The following is a 19,766-nucleotide window of genomic DNA, read 5'->3' on the forward strand; positions in this document are numbered from 1 at the left end:
CTGATGCGTCGGTGGTGTGATCGGAAGGCCGGGGTGGTGCGGCCGGAAGGTCGTGGCTATTATGGACAAAGCCCTCATCCGCCGGGACCACCGGGTTTCAGGGGCACAGGAGACTCGCACGATGAACACCACGACTGCCCCAGGATCTGCCGTCGATCCGCGTCAATTCAAGAGCTTTGCGCAGTTCTATCCCTTCTACCTGACCGAGCACGCCAACCTCACCTGCAGGCGGCTGCACTTCGCGGGCTCGACCATTTCGCTGCTGTGCCTGGTGGCGCTGGTGGTCACGCTCAACCCGCTGTGGCTGCTGGCCGGGCTGGTGGCGGGCTACGGCTTTGCCTGGGTCGGGCACTTCGGGTTCGAGAAGAACAAGCCGGCCTCGTTCAAGCGGCCGCTTTACTCCTTCATGGGCGACTGGGCGATGTACCGCGACATCTGGCTCGGTCGGGTGAAGATCTAGATCAGGAGCACGTCGCCCAGGCGCAGCGAGCGCAATGGGCCTTTCTGCCACAGGTCTTCGAGCGGCTCGGCCTGCGGCATCAGCAGTTCCTTCAGCAGCGGCTCGATGGGCGTCGAAGGGTCAGCGAGCAGCACGTAGCGCGGGTCTTCGTTGGCGGGCTCTTCCGCCAGCGGCGCGATCCAGTCGAGTGCCACCAGCGTTTCGAGCACCGGCGCCAGTTGCAGCGCATCGACCCGCATGCGCGTGACCAGTTCGGTCGCGCCCATGCCCTTGGCCGGCGTGGCCTGCGCGCGGGCCAGGTGCTGCAGCGCTTCCATTGCCAGTTGCAAGGGCCAGCCCGCGGTGCCGCCGCGCCGTGCCACGCCCGTGAGCAGGCTCGGCAAGTAGGCCGCGATGACCGCGCCGAGCAGCACGATCACCCAGGCCACGTAGATCCATACCAGCAGGATCGGCACCGTGGCAAAGGCGCCGTACAGCACCGAATAGGTCGGCACCAGGCTCAGGTAGTAGGCCAGCACGCGCTTGGCGATTTCGATGGCGGCCGCCACGAAGATGCCGCCGGCCCATGCATGCGACCACCGCACATTGGTGTTGGGCACGTAGTGGTAGAGCGACGCCATGCCGACCGCGAGCAGCGCGAACTCGAAGGTGTCGAAGAACAGCTTGACCATGCCGCGCCCCACTACGTCGCTGGTGGCCGAGACCACGTACGAAGTGGTCGACAGGCTCACCGCAAGGATGATCGGCCCCAGCGTGATGGCCGCCCAGTAGATGAGCACCCGCTGCGCGAACGGCCGCGGCGAGCGTACGCGCCAGATGTTGTTGAGCGTCTTGTCGATGGTGAGGATCAGCGCGATGGCGGTGATCAGCAGCACGATCAGGCCCGCGATGCCCAGCCCGCTGGCCTTGCTCGCGAACTGGTTCAGGTAGCCCAGCACCTGCCGTGCGATGTTGTCGGGAATCAGGCTCTCGATGAGCCAGCGCTGCAGTCGGCCCTGCATCTTCGCGAACATCGGGAACACGGTGAACAGTGCCAGCGCCACCGTGAAGAACGGCACCATCGCGATGGTGGTGGTGAAGGTCAGGCTGCTGGCCGTGAGGCCGAGCCGGTCTTCGCGAAAACGCTCGCCCAGCACCGCTGCGGTGTTGCGCCACGGAAAGCGCGAAAGATCCCTCCAGAGTTGCCTGCGATTCATGGCGGCTATCATGCCATCCGCTCTTTTTGTCGCCGCTGGCCGCCTGCCGGGCGCTCTCTTCTCTTCGCCGCCCAACGTGTCCGACACTCCGCTCCCGCCCTCTTCCGTTCGCGCGACCCGCTGGGCCGCCGTGGGCAGCCTCGTCGGCCTCATCGTGCTGGGCCTGGCCTGGGAGCTGTGGCTGGCGCCGCTGCGCCCGGGTGGCTCGCTGCTGGCGCTGAAGGTGCTGCCGCTCGTCATTCCGCTCGCGGGTCTGTGGAAGAACCGCATGTACACCTACCGCTGGGTCAGCCTGATGATCTGGCTCTATTTCACCGAGGGCGTTGTGCGCGCCTGGAGCGACACCAACGGCGTGGGCCAGGTGCTCGCGCTCGTCGAGGTGCTGCTGTGCCTCGTGCTCTTCGCGGCCTGCGCATGGCATGTGCGGCTGCGCCTGCGCCACGCCAAGAACGCTGCCCGCCAACTGGAGGCTTCCGCCCAATGACCACTGCTGCTTCTTCTTCCCTGATCGATCAACTGCGCGCCATCGTCGGCGCGGCGAACGTGCTGAACGAGGGCGACCTCACTGCCTACGAGCAGGACTGGCGCAAGCGCGCGCGCGGCAAGTCGCTGGCCGTGGTGCGGCCCGGCACCACGCAGCAGGTGGCCGACGTGGTGAAGGCCTGTGCGGCCGCCGGCACCGCCATCATTCCGCAGGGCGGCAACACTGGCCTGGCGGTCGGCTCCATTCCGGACGAGAGCGGCACGCAGGTGGTGCTGAGCCTGCAGCGCCTGAACGCGATCCGCACCATCGATGGCGCCAACCTCACGATGACCGTCGAGGCCGGCTGCATTCTTCAAACGCTGCAGGAGACCGCCGAGAAGGCCGGCTTCCTCTTCCCGCTGAGCCTCGCTGCCGAAGGCAGCTGCACCATCGGCGGCAACCTCGCGACCAACGCGGGCGGCACGCAGGTGGTTCGCTACGGCAATACGCGCGAGCTGTGCCTGGGCCTCGAAGTGGTCACGCCGCAGGGCGAGATCTGGGAAGGCACCAGCGGCCTGCGCAAGGACAACACCGGCTACGACCTACGCGACCTCGTCATCGGCAGCGAAGGCACGCTCGGCATCATCACCGCCGCGACCATGAAGCTCTACCCGCTGCCGGCCGCGCAGCTCACGGCCTGGGCGGCGGTGCCATCGCTCGACCATGCGGTCACGCTGCTGGGCCTTGCGCACAAGCACCTGGGCTCGGGCCTCACGGGCTTCGAGGTGATGGGCAAGTTTGCACTGAGCCTGGTCGACAAGCACATGCCGCAGCTGCGCGTGCCCTTCATCGAGGATGAGGCCGTGCCGTACTGTGTGCTGCTCGAAAACTCCGACAGCGAATCCGAAGACCACGCACGTGCGCGTTTCGAGGCGCTGCTCGAAACCGCCTTCGAAGACGGCTGCGTCACCGACGCGGTGGTGGCCGAGAACCTCACGCAGGCGCACCAGCTGTGGCACATCCGCGAAAGCATTCCGCTCGCGCAGGCCGAGGAAGGCCTGAACATCAAGCACGACATCTCGATTCCCGTGTCGCGCATCCCGGCCTTCGTGGCAGAAACCGATGCGCTGCTGGCGCGTGAAATTGCCGGCGTGCGGCTGGTGAACTTCGGCCACCTGGGCGACGGCAACCTGCACTACAACGTGCAGGCGCCGGAGAACATCGACACCAAGGCGTTCCTGAAGAACGAAGAAGAGCGCATCAACACGCTGGTGTACGACGCGGTCGAGAAGTTCGGCGGCTCGTTCTCGGCCGAGCATGGCGTGGGCTCGCTCAAGGTCGACAAGCTGGAAAAGCACAAGTCGCCGGTGGCGCTGGAGATGATGCGGGCGATCAAGCGCGGGCTCGATCCGAAGAACATCCTCAACCCGGGCCGCGTGATCCGGGTCTAGCCTGGCCCGCTTGCGGACTGCGTTCAGTCGAGCCCGGTCTTCCCCGGTGCCCAGTAGGCCTTGGCCTTGATGCGCCGCGCCTCGACGCTCTGCGCCTTGAGCGCCCGACTCACCTGCTGGATCGACGCGGCCTTGCCGGTCAGCACATAGTGCGTGCTGCCTTCCATGGGCGGCACCATCGCGGCCAGCAGCTCGCCGATATGCGAATCGTCGGCGCGGCGCTCCATCAGCGCGAGCGGCTGGACGCCCAGCGCATCCAGCACCTGACGCGATTCGGCGATGGCGTTCACCTCGAACACGGCGCGAACGCCCTGCCCGGGCGCATCCCTGCCGCACAGCGACGCCGCGAGGCCGAAGGAGGTCTCGTCGCCGAAGAGGATCGTCGATGCCGGCAGCGGCTCGAGTTCCAGCGAGCGGCGCGGCCCGAACACCTGCTGTTCGTCGCCGGGCCGGGTGCGGCGCACCCATTCGCTGCCCGGCCCCTCGCCGTGCGCAAACGCCACGATGCGCATGACACCGCGCGCCACATCCAAGGACGCGGGGGTGTAGGTGCGCGCCTCGAATGTGCCGCCGACCTTGATCTGGAGCTTCTGGCCGGGCGACCAGCGATGGCCTTCGAAAGCCGCGCCTTCGAGGTCGATGAACCGGAAGTGCGTCGACAGGCTGGTGGCCGCAATGACACGCACCGGACGCAGGAACAGGCGGGTGAACGTGCGTTCGATCAGCCCGGGTTGGGGGGCATCAGGCGAAGGCGCCGCGAAACGGGAAGAAGACATAAGAAGGAACTCTCTGGACAGTGAGTGGATGCGGCAACGCCGCGAGAACCTGACAAGTTAGTTTCGACAGCCATTGGCAAAAGTGGCAAAGGCGGCTCATCCGCGACGCGCCACAGTCATGTCTTCAGCTAACAATTCAGTGATACACTCCAATAAGAATAGTTCTTATTCACCCTTCCCGGGGATTTTCAAAACCAAATGCTTCTGCGGCCAGCTCGCCTCTTCCCATGCGGAAGTCGGGGCGAATCCGTCGGTGCGTTCTGGCGAACGACCCCGGGGTCCATCGTCGATGCTTGCGAGAAGGCGGCCGGATGCGCGACCTCGTTCAGGAACTGGTAGCTCACTACGCGGACTTGCGCCGGCAGCTCACTCGCGACCTGAGAGACCCGCACTACGCGGCCGACATCGCGCAGTCCAGCTTCGAGCGGGTCTATGCGGCGTCGCTCAAGACGCGCGGCGGCAATCGCGGCGATGCCCTGCCCGATCTGCAGGACGCCGCCTATTCCATCGAATCGCCCCGCGCCCTGCTGTTTCGCGTGGCGCGCAACCTGTGCGTCGACGATGCACGCCGGCGCAAGGTCGCGCAGGAATGGGTCAGCACGCATGCTGGCATCGGCACGCACCAGACGGCCCAGTCCAGCGAATACGTCGTGGCCCAGCAACGGGTGCTGGCGCGAGTGGTCGAAACCATGGAACAACTGCCGCCGCGCCGGCGCGAGGTGTTCCTGTTGTTCCGCGCCTACGGCCACACGCGCGCTGAAATTGCGCAGCGGCTGAACATCACCGAGATGGCCGTGGCCAAGCACCTGCTGCGCGCCACCATCGATTGCTCGCGCGTGTTCGCCGAACTGCGCTCGGAGCTGATCGAGCCGCAGGTCGTGCTGAGCCGGCCGGGCTTCGACGCGGCGCTGGCCGAAGACTTCTCGTGAACGGCGACAGCATGGCGGCAGGCGCTCCTCCGCGCGAACGGCTGATCGAGCGCGCGCTCGCGCTGATCGTCGAAGGAGAGATCGCACCCGGCGAGGCCGCGGGCCGCGCCCGCGCGTTGCTCAACCAGTGGCGCGGCAAATCGGCGGAACATGCAGCGGCCGTGCAGGAGGCACGCGAGCGCTGGGACGCACTCGGCGGCATGGCGAACGACTTGCGCGCGCACTTCGACGAACCCGACGCCGCGCTGATGGCCAACGCAGCCGCCACTGCCGCCGCATCGACGCACCGGCAGCAGCGCCGCAAGATGCTGCTTTCGGTCGCCGCCTTGCTGGGCACTGGCCTGGTCGCGGGCCGGGGCGTGCAGTGGTACTGGCAGCAACCCGTGTTCCGCGCAGCCTACGAAACCCGTACCGCGCAGATGCTGAAGGTGACGCTGACCGACGGCCGCAGCGGCGCGCCCGGCAGCCTACTCGACCTGGCACCGCAGAGCGCGATCGACGTGGCGCTCTATCGCCAGCACCGCGCCGTCGACATGGCGCACGGCGAAGTGCGCTTCGAGGTGGCGCGCGATGCAGACCGCCCTTTCAGGGTCCGCACGCGCGGCGTCACCATCGAAGTGGTCGGCACCGCGTTCACCGTGCGCGACCGTGGCGGCCCGATCACCGTGGGCGTGGAGCATGGCCATGTGCGCGTGCACATGCCGCCGCGCGACGGGTCCACCGGCGCAGAGACGGAAGTGATCGACCTGCGCATGGGCGAGCTGCTTGAAATCGATGACGGCCGTGCCGCCGCAGTGCGGCAAACCGACACGGCAGCCCTGTCTGCGTGGCGCAATGGCTGGCTCGTCTTCGAGAACACACCGCTCGGCGACGCTCTGGCCGCGGTCAACAGCTATCGCGCACGGCCCATCGTCAGCACGAGTTCGCGCGTCGACGCGATGCGGCTGTCGGGCCGTTTCCGCACCAACGATTCCGACGGCCTCGTGGCCGCCCTGCCGACGATCCTGCCTCTGGCCGCCGAACCGCAGCCGGACGGCAGCGTGACCCTGCGAACGCGCTGAGTCCTTCGCCGCGTCAGGCGCCGCGCACATTCCCCACGGGGTGGCCGGACTGCACCAGGCCCCACTCCGCCAGCGCGATGTCGAGCGCGCGCAGGTGCCGGGGGTCTTTCCCGAGCCATCGGGCCAGTTCCTCCGTGTTCTGCAGGGTCGGCGAGGCGTGCATGCAAGCGAAAAGCGACGCCGCGGTGCGGACGCATTCATCGGGCACGAGGCAGTGCGCGGCCAACCCGGCGCGCCTCATTCGAGCCCGCCCGTGGGCGGATGAAAATTCCTGCGGCGGCTGACGACCAGAGCGGCGCCCGCCAGTGCCCAGAGGCGCAGGGCGCGGTCGAATGCGGGCGGATGTGCCTGGTCTTCCCGCAGCCAGTGCGTCAGCTTCAACGCGCCCGTGCGGCATGGATTCTCTCGGAGGTCCATGTAGAGACGCCATGCGGTCTCCTCGGCGGACGGCGCCTCCGGATGGTTTTGCGGGGCCACTGCTACTCCAGGCGCTGTGTTGTTGATTCAGGGGGATGACCGTCGAGGCCGATGCGCACCGGAAAATGCCGGCGCGCAGGCGTCTAGAGAAAAAGACGATCCGCGGCCCCGAATGTTCAAGGAGGCCGGCCCGGCGATGCAGGGCCACGAGCGTCCAAAACGCATTCGGCATGTCCTTCGACTGCGGCGGGTGCGGCATCCGCGCACCGGGCCTGCCGCCATCCACCGCCCATTGCACGGTAGAGCGAGACCCGTGCCTGCAAGCGCGCCATGCGCAACTGGACCGCCAGGTCCTGCGCGGTGTAGAGGGTGCGCTGCGCGTCGAGCAAGGTCAGCAGTGTCTCTGCGCCCGCACGGTAGCGGGCCTCCGACAGATCTGCCGCGCGGCGCGCCTCGGCCAGTTCGGCGCCTTGCGCCGTTGCCTGCGCATCGATGGCCGACACGCCGTTCAGCGCAGTCTCCGCGTCCGCGAACGCACCGACGATCGCGCCCCGGTAGGCGGCCAGCAATTCTTCGCGCTTCGCCTCGGCCAGGTGCTGGCCGCCCGCCAGTCGCCCACCGTCGAAAACCGGCGCGGTCAGGCCGGCAGCCAGGCTGTAGAGCGGGTTGTCGAAGAGCCTGCCGAAGCGGCTATCTCCGGTGCCTACCGTGGCGCTCAGGGAGACGGTCGGCAGCAGCGCAGCGCGCGCCGCCAGCACGTTGGCATCGGCCGCAGCCAGATGAGCCTCCGCGCGTGCGATGTCCGGGCGCCGCACCAGCAATGCAGAAGGCGCGCCCGCGCCAACGACGGGAACCTGAAGCGCATCGAGCCGCGGCCCCCGCAGTTCGAACGCCGGCGCCGCAGTGCCCAGCAGCAGCGCCAGCGCGGTCTCGGCGTCGCCCGCCTGCTGATGCAGCGCTGCGAGCGCACGTTGCTGCGCGGCCACCAGACCGCGCTGCTGTGCAAGATCCAGCGGCGACACCGCGCCGGCGCGGCTGCGGGCCTCCACCAGCGCCAGCACGCGGCGCGCGTTGTCGAGGTTGCGTGCCGCAATTTCGGCGCGTTCGCGCAGGGCCAGCGCCAGCAGCCAGGTGGCGGCGACATCGGCCGTCACGGTGAGCCGTACCGTGTCGCGGTCGAAGGCGCTTGCGCGCAGGCCTTGCAGCGCTTCGTCGCGCAGCGCGGCATCGCGGCCCCACAGGTCGAGTTCATAGCTGGCGGCAAAACCCGCCGCATAAGTGCTGCCGGCAACCGTTGCATTGCCGCCCAGGCGGCCCTCGCGACTGACGCCGAGAGTGCCCGTCACCTGCGGCCGCAGCGCCGCGCCGGCGATGCGCGCCCGCGCGTCGGCCTGCCGCACCCGCGCGACAGCGGCTGCGAGATCGTTGCCTTGCGATTGCGCGCGCGCAATCAGCGTGTCGAGTTCCGTGCTGCCGAAACTGCGCCACCACTGCGCATCGACCGGCCCCGTGTCGCCGAATACCTGCGCATGTCGCCATGCAGAGGGGAGCTCTATCGCGCGCTCGGCGCGATCGCCATGCAGCGCGCAGCCCGACGACAGCGCCGCACACAACAAAGCCGCCCACCAGCCGCATCCAGAGCGCGTTCGCAACAACACCGTCATTCCCCCGCCAGCGCCACCACAGGGTCCAGCCGCGCAGCGTTGCGCGCCGGCATGAACCCGAAGATCACGCCCGTCAGCACCGCGCAGCCGAAGGCGCCCACGCTCGCCGCCAGCGAAAACAGCACCGGCACGCCGGCCAGCATCAGCCCCACGACGATGCCCAGCCCGGCAACAACGCCCACGGTGCCGCCCACCGACGTCACCAGCACCGCCTCGGTCATGAACTGCCGCAGGATGTCCCGCTGGCGCGCGCCCGTCGCCACGCGGATGCCGATTTCGCGCGTGCGTTCGCGCACCGTCATGAGCATCACGTTCATCACGCCGATACCGCCCACGATCAGCGACACGATGGCGATCAGCCCCAACATCAGCGTCATGGCGCGCGCGGTTTCGGTCTGCACGCGCAGCGCCTCGACGCGGTTCCATATCAGCACGTGGCGCCCGGCCTGCTGGCGTTCGAGCTGCGCCTCGATGGCGGTGGCCGTTTCCTGCGCCTTGTCGATGTCGCGCACCTGCACTGCAAGCCACGTCGGGTGGGGATGGCCGTAGACGCGCGTGGCCGCGGAAGACAGCGGCACCACCACCCGGTCGTCCTGGTCCTCGCCGTTGGTGGCGCCCTTCGACGCCAGCACGCCGACGACCTGGAACGGCACCTTGTCCACCAGGATGTCCTGTCCGACGGGGTCCTGCCCGTCGGCGAACAGGCGCTGGCGCACCGTTTCGCCGATCACCGCGACCTTGGCGATGCGCCGTTCGTCCTCGGCGTCGAACATCACTCCCCGACTCACGCCCCAGCCGAGCACTCGCGAGAAATCGACCGTGGCACCGCCGCCCTCGGTGAGGTGGTCGATATTGCCGCGGCGCACGACCACCCTGTCCTCGATGTAGGGCGCGACGCCTTCGACATTGGGCAGCGCGCGAACGGCCAGCGCGTCGTCCAGCGTGAGCGGCGCGCTCGGGTTGCGCAGGCTGGCGAGCTGCACGGAAACGAACATGGTGCGGGTGCCGAAGGTCTCGAACTGCGCCATCACCTTGCGCTGCGAGCCACCGCCGACCGCCAGCATCACGATGACCGAGGCCACGCCGATCACGATGCCCAGCAGCGTGAGCCCGGTGCGGAACCGGTTGCTCCACATCACGCGCCACGCGGCCCGTGTCGCCTCGCGAATGTCGGCAGGCAGCGAGGCGCCGCCAGTGACCGATGGGCGACTGAAGACCGGCGAAGGCGCGGCAGCGATTGCCGCCGCGCCTTCGCCTGTGTGCTCACCCGAGTCCGCCACGATGCGCCCGTCCCGAATCTCGATGATCCGCCGCGCCTGCGCGGCCACCGAGCGGTCGTGCGTGATGAGGATGATGGTGTGGCCCGCATCCGCCAGTTCGTGCAGCAGCGCCATCACTTCGGCGCCGCTCTTGCTGTCGAGCGCGCCGGTGGGCTCGTCGGCCAGGATGATGCGCCCGCCGTTCATCAGCGCACGCGCGATCGCCACGCGCTGCTGCTGCCCGCCCGACAGCTGGTGCGGGCGATGGTCGAGCCGCGCGCCCATGTCCAGCCGTTCGAGCAGTGCGGTGGCGCGCGCACGCCGCTCGGCCTCCGGCATGCCGGCATAGAGCGCGGGAATTTCCGTGTTCTCGCGCGCCGACTCGCTGGGCACCAGGTGGTAGCCCTGGAACACGAAACCGAAGGCCTCGCGGCGCAGCCAGGCGAGCGCGTCGGCATCGAAGCTGGCCACGTCCTGGCCGTCGAACAGGTAGCGCCCGGCGCTCGGCCGATCGAGGCAACCCAGGATGTGCATCAGCGTGGACTTGCCGGAGCCCGAAGCACCGACGACGGCCACGAACTCGCCCGCGTACAGGCGCAACGAGATGCCATGCAGCACGGTCGTTGCCGGGCTGCCCGCCCCTGCTTCCTTGCCGCCCCGGCCACCGCGCCCGCCGTACGACTTGCGAATGTCCTGCAGTTCGATCAGCGGCCGCGGCGCATCGCCCGGCGCACGCGCCGCGGTCGTCATGGCTTCGAAGCCCTGGCGGCGATGACGATGCGGTCTCCGGCCTGCGCGCCTTCCAGCACCTGCACAGCGAGCCGGTTGCGCACGCCGACGCGCAGTTGCCGGACCTCGACCTTGCCATCGGGGCGAAGCACGCGTGCCGTGAAGCGGTCGCTGCTGCCGGCCACCGGCACCAGCGCGGCGAGCGGCACCGAAAGCGCGTCTTTTTCGGCGTACTCGACGAAGGCGACCTTGGCCGTCATCTGCGGCATGAGCTCGCCGTCGGCGTTGTCGACATCGAACAGCGCCGTGTAGACCACCACCTTGCTCGCCGCGGCGGAAGGCTTGGCGCTGCTGTCGCTGCCCGTCTTGCTCTCGGGCGCCGGCGGCGCGGGCAGCAGCTGCCGCACGTGTCCCTGCCAACGGCGCTGGCTCTCGCCGAGCGTGGTGAAGTAGACCGGCATGCCGGTCTTGATGCGCCGCACGTCGGCCTCGGAAACCTCCGACCACACCGTCATCGAAGACAGGTCTGCGATGCGCAGCACATTGGGCGTCTGGTAGGTCGCGTTCAGCGTCTGGCCCTCGCGCGCCTCCACCGACACGACGGTGCCGGCCATCGGCGCGTAGATGCTGGTGTAGCCGAGGCGGGCCTCGTCAGCCTTCAGCGTCGCCTGGGTCTGTGCGATCTGCGCCTCGAGCTGTCTCACGCGCGCGCCGGCCGACGCCAGCGCGGCTTGCGCGGCCTGCACGTCCTCGTCCCGCGTGGCGCCGTCGGCAGCCATCTGGCGTTGTCTCGCATGCTGCTGCTGCGCCAGCACGTGCTGGGCCTGCTGGTCGTCGCGCTGCGCGCGCAGCCCCGCCAGCGAGGCTCGGCCCGCATCGACCGTGGCCCGCTGCACGCTGGGATCGATCTCCACCAGCAACTGCCCCCGCTTGACGACGTCGCCCGGCTGCACATGCAGCCGAAGGATCTGCCCGGAGACCTGCGCGCCCACGTCCACGTAGTGCCGCGGCTGCAGCACCCCGAGTGCCGAGACGCTGGACTCGATGGTGCCGCGCGCGACCGGCACGGAGTCGACGTCCATCGGCTCGCCCCTTCCCCAGAGCAACCCCGCGCCGGCCGCCGCGCAAAGAGACACGAGCACCGCGGCGACCGCACGGCGGCGCCAGGCGCCTTGACGCACATCACTCACGCCGGCTCCTCGTCAAGCGGCAAGGCGCTGCGCGCGCGGGCGAGCGCGGAAGCCCGCGAGCGGCAGCATCCTGCCGTGCTCGCGCGACGACTGGTGCTCGCTCGACGATTCCCCCGCGGACCGGTGCTCGCAGGACGAACATGAGCCGTGGATCTGCACGTCGAAGGTGCCCGCCAGCGGCAGGCCCTTGCTCTGGGCCACGCGCATCAGCGCCTCGTGAAGCTCGCGGTCCTGCACCTCGGTGAACGTGCCGCATCCGTTGCAGCGCATGCGCACGCTCAAGGCATCGGCATTCGCACCCGGCGCGGCGTAGCGGAACACCGCCAGCGCACCGCCGCGGCTGCGCGCCCATTCGCGCTCGACAAGCCCCGAATGTTCGAACTCCTTGAGGATGCGGTAGACCGTGGTCAGGCTGGCCGAGGTGCCGCGCAGCAGCATGCGGCGAAAGACTTCTTCACCGCGCTGCCATTCGCTGCCCGCGTCCGCCAGCGTCTGGAGCACGCACAGCCGGACCACGGACGGCCGGATTCGCGCCGCCCGCAGTTGCGACATGAACACCGGCCGCTGCGTATCGTTGGTTTGCGGGCCGTCGGTCATGCAGCAAGACTCTCCAGGTGGGCGCGGGGCCGGTCGTCCGCGATGCGGCCGGCGCTCATGGTGATGATGCGGTCGGCCAGGTGGAAGTAGCGGTCGTCGTGCGAGATCACCACCAGCAGGTGCCCCTTGGCACGCAGCTCGGGCAACAGCTCGGTATAGAACAGGTGGCGGAAGGTCGGGTCCTGGTCGGCGGCCCATTCGTCGAACACCAGCACCGGGCGCCCCTCGAGATAGGCGTGCACCAGCGCCAGTCGCTTGCGCTGGCCGGTCGACAGGTCCGTGGTGGTGAACGCACCGTTCTTCAGGCTCACCTTGTGTGCGATTTCCAGGCGCTCCAGGTAGGGCAAGGCGCGCTGCGGCAGCACCTGCATGCTGGCCTCGCCCTGCTCTTCGTCCGGGCCGGCTGCGAGGTCCTCGAACAGGTAGAAGTCGGAAAACACCGTGGTGAAAAGCTGGCGGTAGTCGTCGCGGCGCTCAGGGCCCACCGGAGTGCCGTCGATTGCCACCTCGCCTTCGTGCGGCGCGTACAGGCCGAGCAGCAGCTTGATCAGCGTGGTCTTGCCGGAGCCGTTGTCGCCCACCACGAACACCATCTCGCCGCGGCGAAGCCGCAGGTCGATCGGCCCGAGCGCGAAGGCCTCGCCACCCTCGGGCGCATCGAAGGCATAGCGCACGCCGCGCAGCGCGATCTCGTGCTCGAACTTCAGCTCGCTGCCCGCATGGCCGACGTGCAGGTGCGGCTCCGGCGTGGCGAAGCGCGCCGACAGGTCGGCAATGCGCCGGAATGCGACCCGCGCTCGACCCACGGCAGGCAGGGCACCGGCGATCTGGTCCATCGGCCCCTTGAGGAACAGCAGCACCAGCACGAAGCCGCTGAGCACCGCGGGCTCGGTCGGCCGGAACGAGGCCCAGCCCAGGATCAGCGCGATCAGCAGGAAGAACAGGCCCGAACCGAATGCGGCGGCAATGACGAAGGTGTTGATCGCGCGCCCGTTGACCGTGCGGATGTTGTCGACGATGCGCTCGATCTGGCCGCCGAACATGCGCTGGCGGCGCACGCGGTGCATGCGCAGCTCCTTGGCGCCCTCGCTGATCGCGCGGTAGGCCTTGTGCAGCTGGTCTTCATGTTCGCGCGCCTTCCAGAAACCGCTCACTCCGCGGAACTGCGCCATGGCCTGCACCGTCGCGCCGATCGCCAGCGCCACCAGCAGCACACCGAACAGCGGCAGCGACAGGTAGGCCAGGTAGGCCAGGCAGCCGAGCGCGGTGACACAGGCGATCAGCGTCGCGGACAGCGCGAATGCCACGTCGCTGACCATGTCCACGTCCTGCGACAGCACAGGCATCAGCCGATGGGTACGGTAGCGCTCCAGCGCATCGATGGGCGCCGAAAGGATCTTCTGCGCCAGGCTCTTGCGGACCTGCGCAACCACCCGCTGGCCGACGAAGTTGGTCGAGACATCGGACACCATGCGCCCGAACAGCGCCACCGCGCACAGCCCGATGAACGTCAGCAGCAGGCCGCCGGACAGGCCGCCCTGCCGGTTGAGCACCTGGTTGATGGTGCTCAGCAGCGCGACCGTGGCCGCGCCCGCGCCGATGCCCATGACCGCCGACAGCAGGATCCACGGCAGGAACGGCTTGAGCAGGCGTGCGAACTCGCCGTCGGGAGCGGGGGCAGTTGTCATGCAAGAACTCTTTCCGCCCTTGGGCGACTGGGGTCCGGCGGCATGGGCAAGCCCTGCCGCCGGACGCGAAACGGATGGATGCACCCCTGCCGCGCCGACTGGGCCACAGGGCTGCGGGCGGCAACGGACCGCCTGTACCCCACTTGACGGGTGGCCCGCGCAAATGTTCACGCCGCGCGGCATGAACACCTGCGCGGCCCATCCGTCCTAGCTTCATGCCCCCTGCAAACCGCCGCACCGCCGGCGCCCCCTCTTTCGCGACGACGCCATGATCGCCATGCTGGAACCCCTGTTCCAGGGCAACCTGGCGCCGCATGGCGAGGCGCTGCAGTGCGCGCCGCAGCCGCCCGCGGGCGCGCTGCGCGTTGCCGACCTGGTGCACTCGCCCGAACTGCTGGGCCGTGTACTGCGTCTGCATGCGTCGCACCTGGGGGTCGAGGGCAAGGACCTGCGCGCGGTGGCTTCGGCCTGGAGCCTGGACTACCTCGGCATGCTGCTGCCGCCGGTCGCGGCCGCGGCCAGCGTGCTGCAGCATGGATTTCCCGTTGCCCCCGACCAGGTCTGGGTGCGCCTCGGCCCGCACGCCCACCCACTGAGTTTCCACATCCGCGAACTGGGCCAGCCACAACGCGGCGCGACCACCGAAGAACGCTACTCGGCGCTGCTGCGGCAGCACCTGGAGCCGCTGTTCTCGGCGCTGTGCCGCCTGACGGGCATCGCCGCCAAGATCCTCTGGGGCAACGCGGCGCGCAACCTCGAACCGGTGCTCGACCAGGCGCTTGCGTTGACCGGCGGGTCGCCGCCGATCGCTGGCGACAGGCAGCAGTTGCTGCACAACCCCGCCTGGCCGGCGTGGAGCAACCCCCTGCCCGGCCGGCAACGCGAAATCCGCGTGCGCCTCGAGGGTCGCGAGCGGACCGTGAAGCTGCACCGCCAGTGCTGCCTCTTCCATCTGTTGCCACGCGAAGGCTACTGCGGCGCTTGCCCGCTGTCGCCGGCGCACCGCTGACAACGCCATCACGTCATCAAGTCATCACTTCTTCCATCCACCCATCCATCGAGCGCATATCCATGTCCAAGGCAAAACTCGTCTACATCATGTCCCTGAGGAATGCGGCGGCCGACAAGGCCGGCCAGTACATCGACTACAAGGGCGGGCAGCGCTACATGAAGTCCCCGCTGGAGTACCTGGCCGAGGCACTCGAGCGCACGCCGCTGGGCGATGCCTACTCGCTGGAGGCCGTGCTCTTCGACGACGACGAAGGCTCGCCGCGCGACCGCCAGGCGCTGCAGGACTACGGCTTCGGCTTCGATCCGGCCCGCCAATGGATCTACCCGGGCGATCTGCAGGTGCAGGGCCGCCGGGCCAACGACATCTTCCACAACGTACCGTCGACCTACCGGCGGCTGCCGCTGGACGCGGCCGCCGAGCGCGCAGCCGGAAAGAAGGAGTTCGAGCAGCGCCTGCTCGAGCGGCTCACCGCGCTGGAGGCCGACCTTGTCGTGCTCGACGGCCTGCTGGTGATCCTCGACCAGCTGGCGCGCCCCGAAAGTCCCTTCTTCCGCCGGATCGTGAACATCCATCCGGGCATCACGCGCCTGGAGTCGCCGTTCGAGCGCCGCGGCGCCTGGGCCACGCTCGACGCGCTGTACGGCGCCAAGGGCCAGCGGGTGGTCGACTGGCGCACGCGCGAGACGGTCGCGATCGAGCCGGTGCTGAAGACCGGCGCCTCCTTCCACTACGTGGACACCGGCATCGATTCGGGCGAAGTCATCTTCGACGTGCTGGGCACCGACATCGACCCCGCGGACACCATCCTCGAGCTGCGCTGGAACAACTTCAACCGCAGCCTCTTTCCCGCGCTCCACCAGGGCCTGGCCCTGATGGCCGAGACCGTGGAAGCGTGAACATCCCGCGCCGCCGAGCGTCTTCTTACACACGGCCCAGGGTGGGCTGCCGCATGCGGCGCGCCGCCCTCCACCACAGGAGTTGATTTCAATGCCACACGTCCATGATCTGGTCGGGATCGGGTTCGGCCCGTCCAACATCGCCCTGGCCATCGCCCTCGACGAAAAGCGCCATGCCGGCCGCCCGCTCGACGCGCTGTTCATCGAGAAGCAGCTGAGCTTCGCCTGGCACCCGCACATGCTGCTGGACCACGCGCACATGCAGATCTCCTTCCTGAAGGACCTGGCGACGCTGCGCAACCCGACCAGCCGCTTCACCTTCATCAACTACCTGCACGAAAAAGGCCGGTTGACCGACTTCGCCAACCTGAAGAGCTTCTTCCCCAGCCGCCACGAGTTCAACGACTACCTCTCGTGGGCCGCCGAGCAGTTCGAAGACGCCTGCGCCTACGGCGAAGAGGTGTTCGAGGTGCTGCCCGAAGAAAAGGGCGGCGAGGTGGCCCTGCTGCGCGTGCGCTCGCGCAACCATGCGGGCAAGCTGGTCGAGCGGCTCGCGCGCAACCTCGTGGTCAGCATCGGCGGCATGGCGAACATCCCCGACGGCTTTCGCACGCTCCGGAACGACCCGCGCGTCTTCCATTCGAGCAGCTACCTGCAGGACATCGCACAGCTGCCGGACGCCCGCCGCATCGCCGTGGTGGGCGCGGGGCAAAGCGCGGCCGAGATCTTCATGGACCTGCAGGGCCGGCCCGGCGCGCCGCAGGTCGACCTCGTCACGCGCTCGCGCTCGATCCGCCCGGCCGACGACAGCCCCTTCGTGAACGAGATCTTCAACGCCGAGTTCACCGACTACACCTTCAGCCGCTCCGACGAGGAACGCGCCGCGCTGCTCGACGAGTTCTGGCATACCAACTATGCGGTGGCCGACCTGGAGCTGATCCAGCAGATCTACAAGGCCTTCTACCAACAGCGGGTGACCGGCGGCAACCGCCTGCGCTTCCTGCGCCGGCACGACATCCGCAACGTCATGGCCGACGACCAGGGCGTGCACCTCACGCTGTGGGACCAGAACGCCCTGCGCGAGCACGCCGTGCGCTACGACGCCGTGGTGCTCGCCACCGGCTATGTCCGGGAGCACCACAAGGCTCTGCTCGCGCCGCTGGCGGGCTATCTCGGCAGCTACGAGGTCGACCGGCACTACCGCGTCCTGGCCACGCCCGACTTCCATCCGGCCATCTACCTGCAAGGCGCCTGCGAGGATTCGCATGGCCTGAGCGACACCCTGCTGTCCGTCACCTCGGTCAGAACCGGCGAAATCGGCAGCGCCCTGCTGGCCACGCCGGCCGGCGCGGCAGTGCACCTCCGGCCGGAACCCGAGGCCGTCCAGAACTGAAATTCCGGCGCCGCACCCCGGCGTACTAAAGATTTGTGCAGGGAGAGTGTCTCTGTTTGATGAGTTCGAACGTCTTACTCATAGATGCGCCAGAGACCGGAAGTTGGGCCGGCATCCGCACCTGAATGTGAATGCGTCGTAATTCAAAAAACTGGAGTTGTTCTTTTATGCGTCCCCTGCCTCGTCAACATCTGCTGAATGCCGCGCTTGCCGCGGCGTTCGGTTCCGTTCTCACCGTCTGGGCCCCACTGGCTTCAGCGCAAGCGCAGGCTTCCGGCCAGGCCGCGGCGCAGGTGTTCGACGTGAAAGTGCCGTCGCAGGCACTCGGTGCAGCGCTCAACGAGCTCTCGCGCCAGACCAGCGTGCAGGTGTTTGCTGCCGGCGAGGTGGTCGCGGGCAAGAACTCGCGCGCCGTGCAAGGCAAGCTCACGGTCGATCAGGCCCTGGGCCAGATGCTCGCCGGCACCTCGCTCGAGGCGACGCGCGCCGCCAACGGCAGCTTCACGATCCGCCGCACCGCCGACCTTGCCAGCTCCCAGGGCACTCTGCCCGCGGTGCAGGTGGTGGCCAACGCCGACGAATCGCCCACCGGCCCGGTCACCGGCTACGTGGCCCGCCGCAGCAGCACGGCCACCAAGACCGACACGCCGGTGCTCGAAGTGCCGCAGTCGATCTCCATCATCGGCCGCAATGAAATGGAGGCGCGCGGCGCGCAGGACGTCATGGAGGCCATTCGCTACACGCCTGGCGTCACGACGAACACGTACGGCCCCGACAACCGTGGCTGGGAATACATCCTGCTGCGGGGCTTCAGCACTTCCGCCAACGGCGTCTATCGGGACGGGCTCGCCCAGCCGGCGTTCGGCCCCACCTACTACCTGAGCGAACCGTATGGGCTGGAGCGCGTGGAGGTGTTGCGCGGCCCGTCGTCGATGGTGTTCGGCCAGGGCGACGCAGGCGGCATCGTCAACCGCGTGAGCAAGGAGCCGACCGGGGAGAAGAGCCGCGAAATCGAACTCCAGTACGGCAGCTACCAACGCAAGCAACTGGCGTTCGACCTCGGCGACAAGATCGGCAACAACACCGACCTGAGCTATCGCCTGGTTGGCGTAGGCCTCGACAGCAACGACCAGGACAGATACCCCGACGGCCACAAGCTGAACCACACGCGCACCTACATCGCGCCTTCCGTGCGCTGGCAGCCCAATGCAACGACCTCGTTGACCGTCTTTGCGGAGTACCTCAAGAACAACACGTCTGAAGACCCGTACTACCTCACCCAGGACTACGTTCTCTACCCCGTGAAGGTGGGCGACTACAGCTTCGGCCAGCTCAAGCAGAAACAGGCCGCCATCGGCTACCGCTTCGAAACGGCCCTGAACGACACCTGGACCCTCCGCCAGAACTTCCGCTACAGCAGGATCGACTTGAACAGGCGAGCAGTCTGGGCCGGCTCGCTCGGCGATGACCAGCGCACGCTCTCCCGCGTTGCCAGAAGCTGGAACGACCCCGTGAACCTGGCAACGCTCGACACCAACGTGCAGGGCAAGCTGCAGTACGGCTCCGTCCAGCACACGGTGCTGCTCGGTTTCGACTACACCGACCAGAACGGCAAGCAGCGGCGTTTCCGCGGCGCGGCACCGGACCTCGACGTGCTCGCACCCGTCTACGGCCAGGCCGTGGCAACGCCCACCATCCCGGTGACTGATCTGTCGCAGTCGACGCGCCAGATCGGCATCTACGCCCAGGACCAGATCAAGTTCGGCGACAAATGGGTCTTCACCGTCGGTGGCCGCCAGGATCAGGTACGCCAGAGCACCAGCAACTACCTGAGCGAGACCTTCACGCGGAAGTCGGACAGTGCGTTCAGCGGCCGGGCAGGCCTTAGCTACCTGCTCGGCAACGGCTGGGCGCCTTACATGAGCTACACCACGTCCTTCCTGCCCAACAGCGGCGTCGACGCGAACAACCAGCCCTTCGATCCCAGCCGCGGCAAGCAGGTCGAGGTCGGCGTCAAGTTCCAGCCCGAAGGCACGCGCACCCTGTTCACCGCCGCGGCTTTCGACCTGCGCAAGACCAACGTGGTCACCTACGACCCGGCAACCTCCGAGGGGCGCCAGATCGGCAAGCAGCGCTCACGCGGCATCGAGCTGGAAGCCAAGGGCGAACTCGCACCGGGCCTGAACATCGCTGCTGCCTACACCTGGCTGGACATGAAAGTGCTCGCCAGCGCCGATCCGGACGAAATCGGCAAGATCCCGCCGCTCGTGCCCAAGCAGTCCGCCTCGGTGTGGCTCGACTACACCCTGGGCAACGGCCTGGGCTTCGGCGGCGGCGTGCGCTACATCGGCAAGCGCCAGAACGACGAGTACAACACCACGTTCGAACGCGGCGTGACGCTCGTCGATGCGGCCGTGCACTACGAAACCGGCCCGTGGCGCTTCGCGCTCAACGTCTCCAACCTGGCGAACAAGAAGTACAACTCGATCTGCTACCACGGCGAGTGCTACCAGGGCACCCTTCGCGCGGCGACCCTGACCGCCCGGTACAAGTTCTGATCGATCAGCCTCGCCCCCCGCGTGAAT

General features: G+C 68.3%; 18 protein-coding genes. 9 read left to right on the plus strand and 9 right to left on the minus strand.

Features of this window, described 5'->3' with window-relative positions:
• Nucleotides 1-121 precede the first annotated feature (121 nt).
• The gene (locus tag AC07O3_RS19025; protein WP_093176935.1) at nucleotides 122-460 is read left to right on the plus strand and encodes an Mpo1-like protein; all 339 of its coding nucleotides are present in this window, start codon (nucleotides 122-124) and stop codon (nucleotides 458-460) included.
• Here the strand turns inward: AC07O3_RS19025 and AC07O3_RS19030 are convergent.
• On the minus strand, nucleotides 457-1,668 hold the full coding sequence (locus AC07O3_RS19030) for a YihY family inner membrane protein (protein ID WP_093051585.1): 1,212 nt from the start codon (nucleotides 1,666-1,668) through the stop codon (nucleotides 457-459). The two genes, AC07O3_RS19025 and AC07O3_RS19030, sit on opposite strands and share 4 nt — an antisense overlap.
• Here AC07O3_RS19030 and AC07O3_RS19035 point away from each other — a divergent pair.
• Both AC07O3_RS19035 and AC07O3_RS19040 read left to right on the plus strand, forming a co-directional pair.
• Nucleotides 1,667-2,140: a DUF2069 domain-containing protein gene (locus AC07O3_RS19035; protein ID WP_307614962.1), complete on the plus strand. Its 474-nt coding sequence runs from the start codon at nucleotides 1,667-1,669 to the stop codon at nucleotides 2,138-2,140. The genes AC07O3_RS19030 and AC07O3_RS19035 overlap by 2 nt on opposite strands.
• Nucleotides 2,137-3,570 carry an FAD-binding oxidoreductase gene (locus tag AC07O3_RS19040; RefSeq protein WP_495340033.1) on the plus strand — a complete coding sequence of 478 codons (1,434 nt, stop codon included), beginning with the start codon at nucleotides 2,137-2,139 and terminating at the stop codon, nucleotides 3,568-3,570. The genes AC07O3_RS19035 and AC07O3_RS19040 overlap by 4 nt, the downstream gene beginning before the upstream one ends.
• Nucleotides 3,571-3,593: 23 nt before the next feature.
• Here AC07O3_RS19040 and AC07O3_RS19045 read toward each other — a convergent pair whose 3' ends face one another.
• A complete protein-coding gene (locus AC07O3_RS19045; protein WP_495340034.1) occupies nucleotides 3,594-4,346 on the minus strand; it encodes a siderophore-interacting protein in 753 nt (250 codons plus the stop codon).
• Nucleotides 4,347-4,657: 311 nt separating this feature from the next.
• Here AC07O3_RS19045 and AC07O3_RS19050 point away from each other — a divergent pair, with 311 nt between their 5' ends.
• The gene (locus AC07O3_RS19050; protein ID WP_093051594.1) at nucleotides 4,658-5,275 is read left to right on the plus strand and encodes an RNA polymerase sigma factor; all 618 of its coding nucleotides are present in this window, start codon (nucleotides 4,658-4,660) and stop codon (nucleotides 5,273-5,275) included.
• Nucleotides 5,272-6,336: a FecR family protein gene (locus tag AC07O3_RS19055; RefSeq protein WP_495340035.1), complete on the plus strand. Its 1,065-nt coding sequence runs from the start codon at nucleotides 5,272-5,274 to the stop codon at nucleotides 6,334-6,336. Before AC07O3_RS19050 ends, AC07O3_RS19055 begins: the two co-directional genes overlap by 4 nt.
• A gap of 13 nt (nucleotides 6,337-6,349) precedes the next feature.
• Here the strand turns inward: AC07O3_RS19055 and AC07O3_RS19060 are convergent, their stop codons facing one another.
• From AC07O3_RS19060 to AC07O3_RS19090, 7 genes are all read right to left on the minus strand, one after another.
• Nucleotides 6,350-6,562, minus strand: coding sequence for a hypothetical protein (locus AC07O3_RS19060; RefSeq protein WP_143696781.1), 213 nt, complete (start codon nucleotides 6,560-6,562; stop codon nucleotides 6,350-6,352).
• An 11-nt stretch (nucleotides 6,563-6,573) separates the two neighbouring features.
• Entirely contained in the window at nucleotides 6,574-6,753 is a 180-nt protein-coding gene (locus AC07O3_RS19065; RefSeq protein ID WP_093077835.1) for a hypothetical protein, read from the minus strand.
• 176 nt (nucleotides 6,754-6,929) lie between these two features.
• Nucleotides 6,930-8,417: an efflux transporter outer membrane subunit gene (locus AC07O3_RS19070; RefSeq protein WP_495340036.1), complete on the minus strand. Its 1,488-nt coding sequence runs from the start codon at nucleotides 8,415-8,417 to the stop codon at nucleotides 6,930-6,932.
• Nucleotides 8,414-10,426 carry an ABC transporter permease gene (locus tag AC07O3_RS19075; RefSeq protein WP_426389447.1) on the minus strand — a complete coding sequence of 671 codons (2,013 nt, stop codon included), beginning with the start codon at nucleotides 10,424-10,426 and terminating at the stop codon, nucleotides 8,414-8,416. Before AC07O3_RS19075 ends, AC07O3_RS19070 begins: the two co-directional genes overlap by 4 nt.
• Nucleotides 10,423-11,586, minus strand: a complete 1,164-nt coding sequence (locus tag AC07O3_RS19080) for an efflux RND transporter periplasmic adaptor subunit (protein WP_495340074.1) — start codon at nucleotides 11,584-11,586, stop codon at nucleotides 10,423-10,425. The genes AC07O3_RS19075 and AC07O3_RS19080 overlap by 4 nt, the downstream gene beginning before the upstream one ends.
• Before the next feature lie 21 nt (nucleotides 11,587-11,607).
• On the minus strand, nucleotides 11,608-12,192 hold the full coding sequence (locus AC07O3_RS19085) for a Fur family transcriptional regulator (protein ID WP_495340037.1): 585 nt from the start codon (nucleotides 12,190-12,192) through the stop codon (nucleotides 11,608-11,610).
• A complete protein-coding gene (locus AC07O3_RS19090; protein WP_093077841.1) occupies nucleotides 12,189-13,880 on the minus strand; it encodes a cyclic peptide export ABC transporter in 1,692 nt (563 codons plus the stop codon). Before AC07O3_RS19090 ends, AC07O3_RS19085 begins: the two co-directional genes overlap by 4 nt.
• Nucleotides 13,881-14,148: 268 nt before the next feature.
• Between AC07O3_RS19090 and fhuF the strand changes: the two genes are divergently transcribed.
• The 4 genes from fhuF (at nucleotide 14,149) to AC07O3_RS19110 (ending at nucleotide 19,739) form a co-directional block, all read left to right on the plus strand.
• Nucleotides 14,149-14,889 carry a siderophore-iron reductase FhuF gene (gene fhuF / locus AC07O3_RS19095; RefSeq protein WP_495340038.1) on the plus strand — a complete coding sequence of 247 codons (741 nt, stop codon included), beginning with the start codon at nucleotides 14,149-14,151 and terminating at the stop codon, nucleotides 14,887-14,889.
• 62 nt (nucleotides 14,890-14,951) lie between these two features.
• Entirely contained in the window at nucleotides 14,952-15,788 is an 837-nt protein-coding gene (locus AC07O3_RS19100) for a formyl transferase (RefSeq protein WP_093077844.1), read from the plus strand.
• Between the two features lie 91 nt (nucleotides 15,789-15,879).
• The gene (locus tag AC07O3_RS19105) at nucleotides 15,880-17,181 is read left to right on the plus strand and encodes a lysine N(6)-hydroxylase/L-ornithine N(5)-oxygenase family protein (RefSeq protein WP_495340039.1); all 1,302 of its coding nucleotides are present in this window, start codon (nucleotides 15,880-15,882) and stop codon (nucleotides 17,179-17,181) included.
• A gap of 167 nt (nucleotides 17,182-17,348) precedes the next feature.
• Nucleotides 17,349-19,739 (plus strand): TonB-dependent siderophore receptor, encoded by a 2,391-nt coding sequence (locus AC07O3_RS19110; RefSeq protein WP_354337786.1) that lies wholly within the window; start codon nucleotides 17,349-17,351, stop codon nucleotides 19,737-19,739.
• Nucleotides 19,740-19,766: the final 27 nt, after the last annotated feature.

It is taken from the genome of Variovorax sp. GW821-FHT09D05 (assembly GCF_059416325.1).

Coding starts and splice junctions, on each gene's coding strand:
- AC07O3_RS19045 (WP_495340034.1), bottom strand. CDS start 4,346: ATGTCTTCTTCCCGTTTCGCGGCGCCTTCGCCTGATGCCCCCCAACCC.
- AC07O3_RS19030 (WP_093051585.1), bottom strand. CDS start 1,668: ATGATAGCCGCCATGAATCGCAGGCAACTCTGGAGGGATCTTTCGCGC.
- AC07O3_RS19100 (WP_093077844.1), top strand. CDS start 14,952: ATGTCCAAGGCAAAACTCGTCTACATCATGTCCCTGAGGAATGCGGCG.
- AC07O3_RS19050 (WP_093051594.1), top strand. CDS start 4,658: ATGCGCGACCTCGTTCAGGAACTGGTAGCTCACTACGCGGACTTGCGC.
- AC07O3_RS19090 (WP_093077841.1), bottom strand. CDS start 13,880: ATGACAACTGCCCCCGCTCCCGACGGCGAGTTCGCACGCCTGCTCAAG.
- AC07O3_RS19105 (WP_495340039.1), top strand. CDS start 15,880: ATGCCACACGTCCATGATCTGGTCGGGATCGGGTTCGGCCCGTCCAAC.
- AC07O3_RS19025 (WP_093176935.1), top strand. CDS start 122: ATGAACACCACGACTGCCCCAGGATCTGCCGTCGATCCGCGTCAATTC.
- AC07O3_RS19040 (WP_495340033.1), top strand. CDS start 2,137: ATGACCACTGCTGCTTCTTCTTCCCTGATCGATCAACTGCGCGCCATC.
- fhuF (WP_495340038.1), top strand. CDS start 14,149: ATGATCGCCATGCTGGAACCCCTGTTCCAGGGCAACCTGGCGCCGCAT.
- AC07O3_RS19065 (WP_093077835.1), bottom strand. CDS start 6,753: ATGGACCTCCGAGAGAATCCATGCCGCACGGGCGCGTTGAAGCTGACG.
- AC07O3_RS19085 (WP_495340037.1), bottom strand. CDS start 12,192: ATGACCGACGGCCCGCAAACCAACGATACGCAGCGGCCGGTGTTCATG.
- AC07O3_RS19035 (WP_307614962.1), top strand. CDS start 1,667: ATGCCATCCGCTCTTTTTGTCGCCGCTGGCCGCCTGCCGGGCGCTCTC.
- AC07O3_RS19110 (WP_354337786.1), top strand. CDS start 17,349: ATGCGTCCCCTGCCTCGTCAACATCTGCTGAATGCCGCGCTTGCCGCG.
- AC07O3_RS19075 (WP_426389447.1), bottom strand. CDS start 10,426: ATGACGACCGCGGCGCGTGCGCCGGGCGATGCGCCGCGGCCGCTGATC.
- AC07O3_RS19070 (WP_495340036.1), bottom strand. CDS start 8,417: ATGACGGTGTTGTTGCGAACGCGCTCTGGATGCGGCTGGTGGGCGGCT.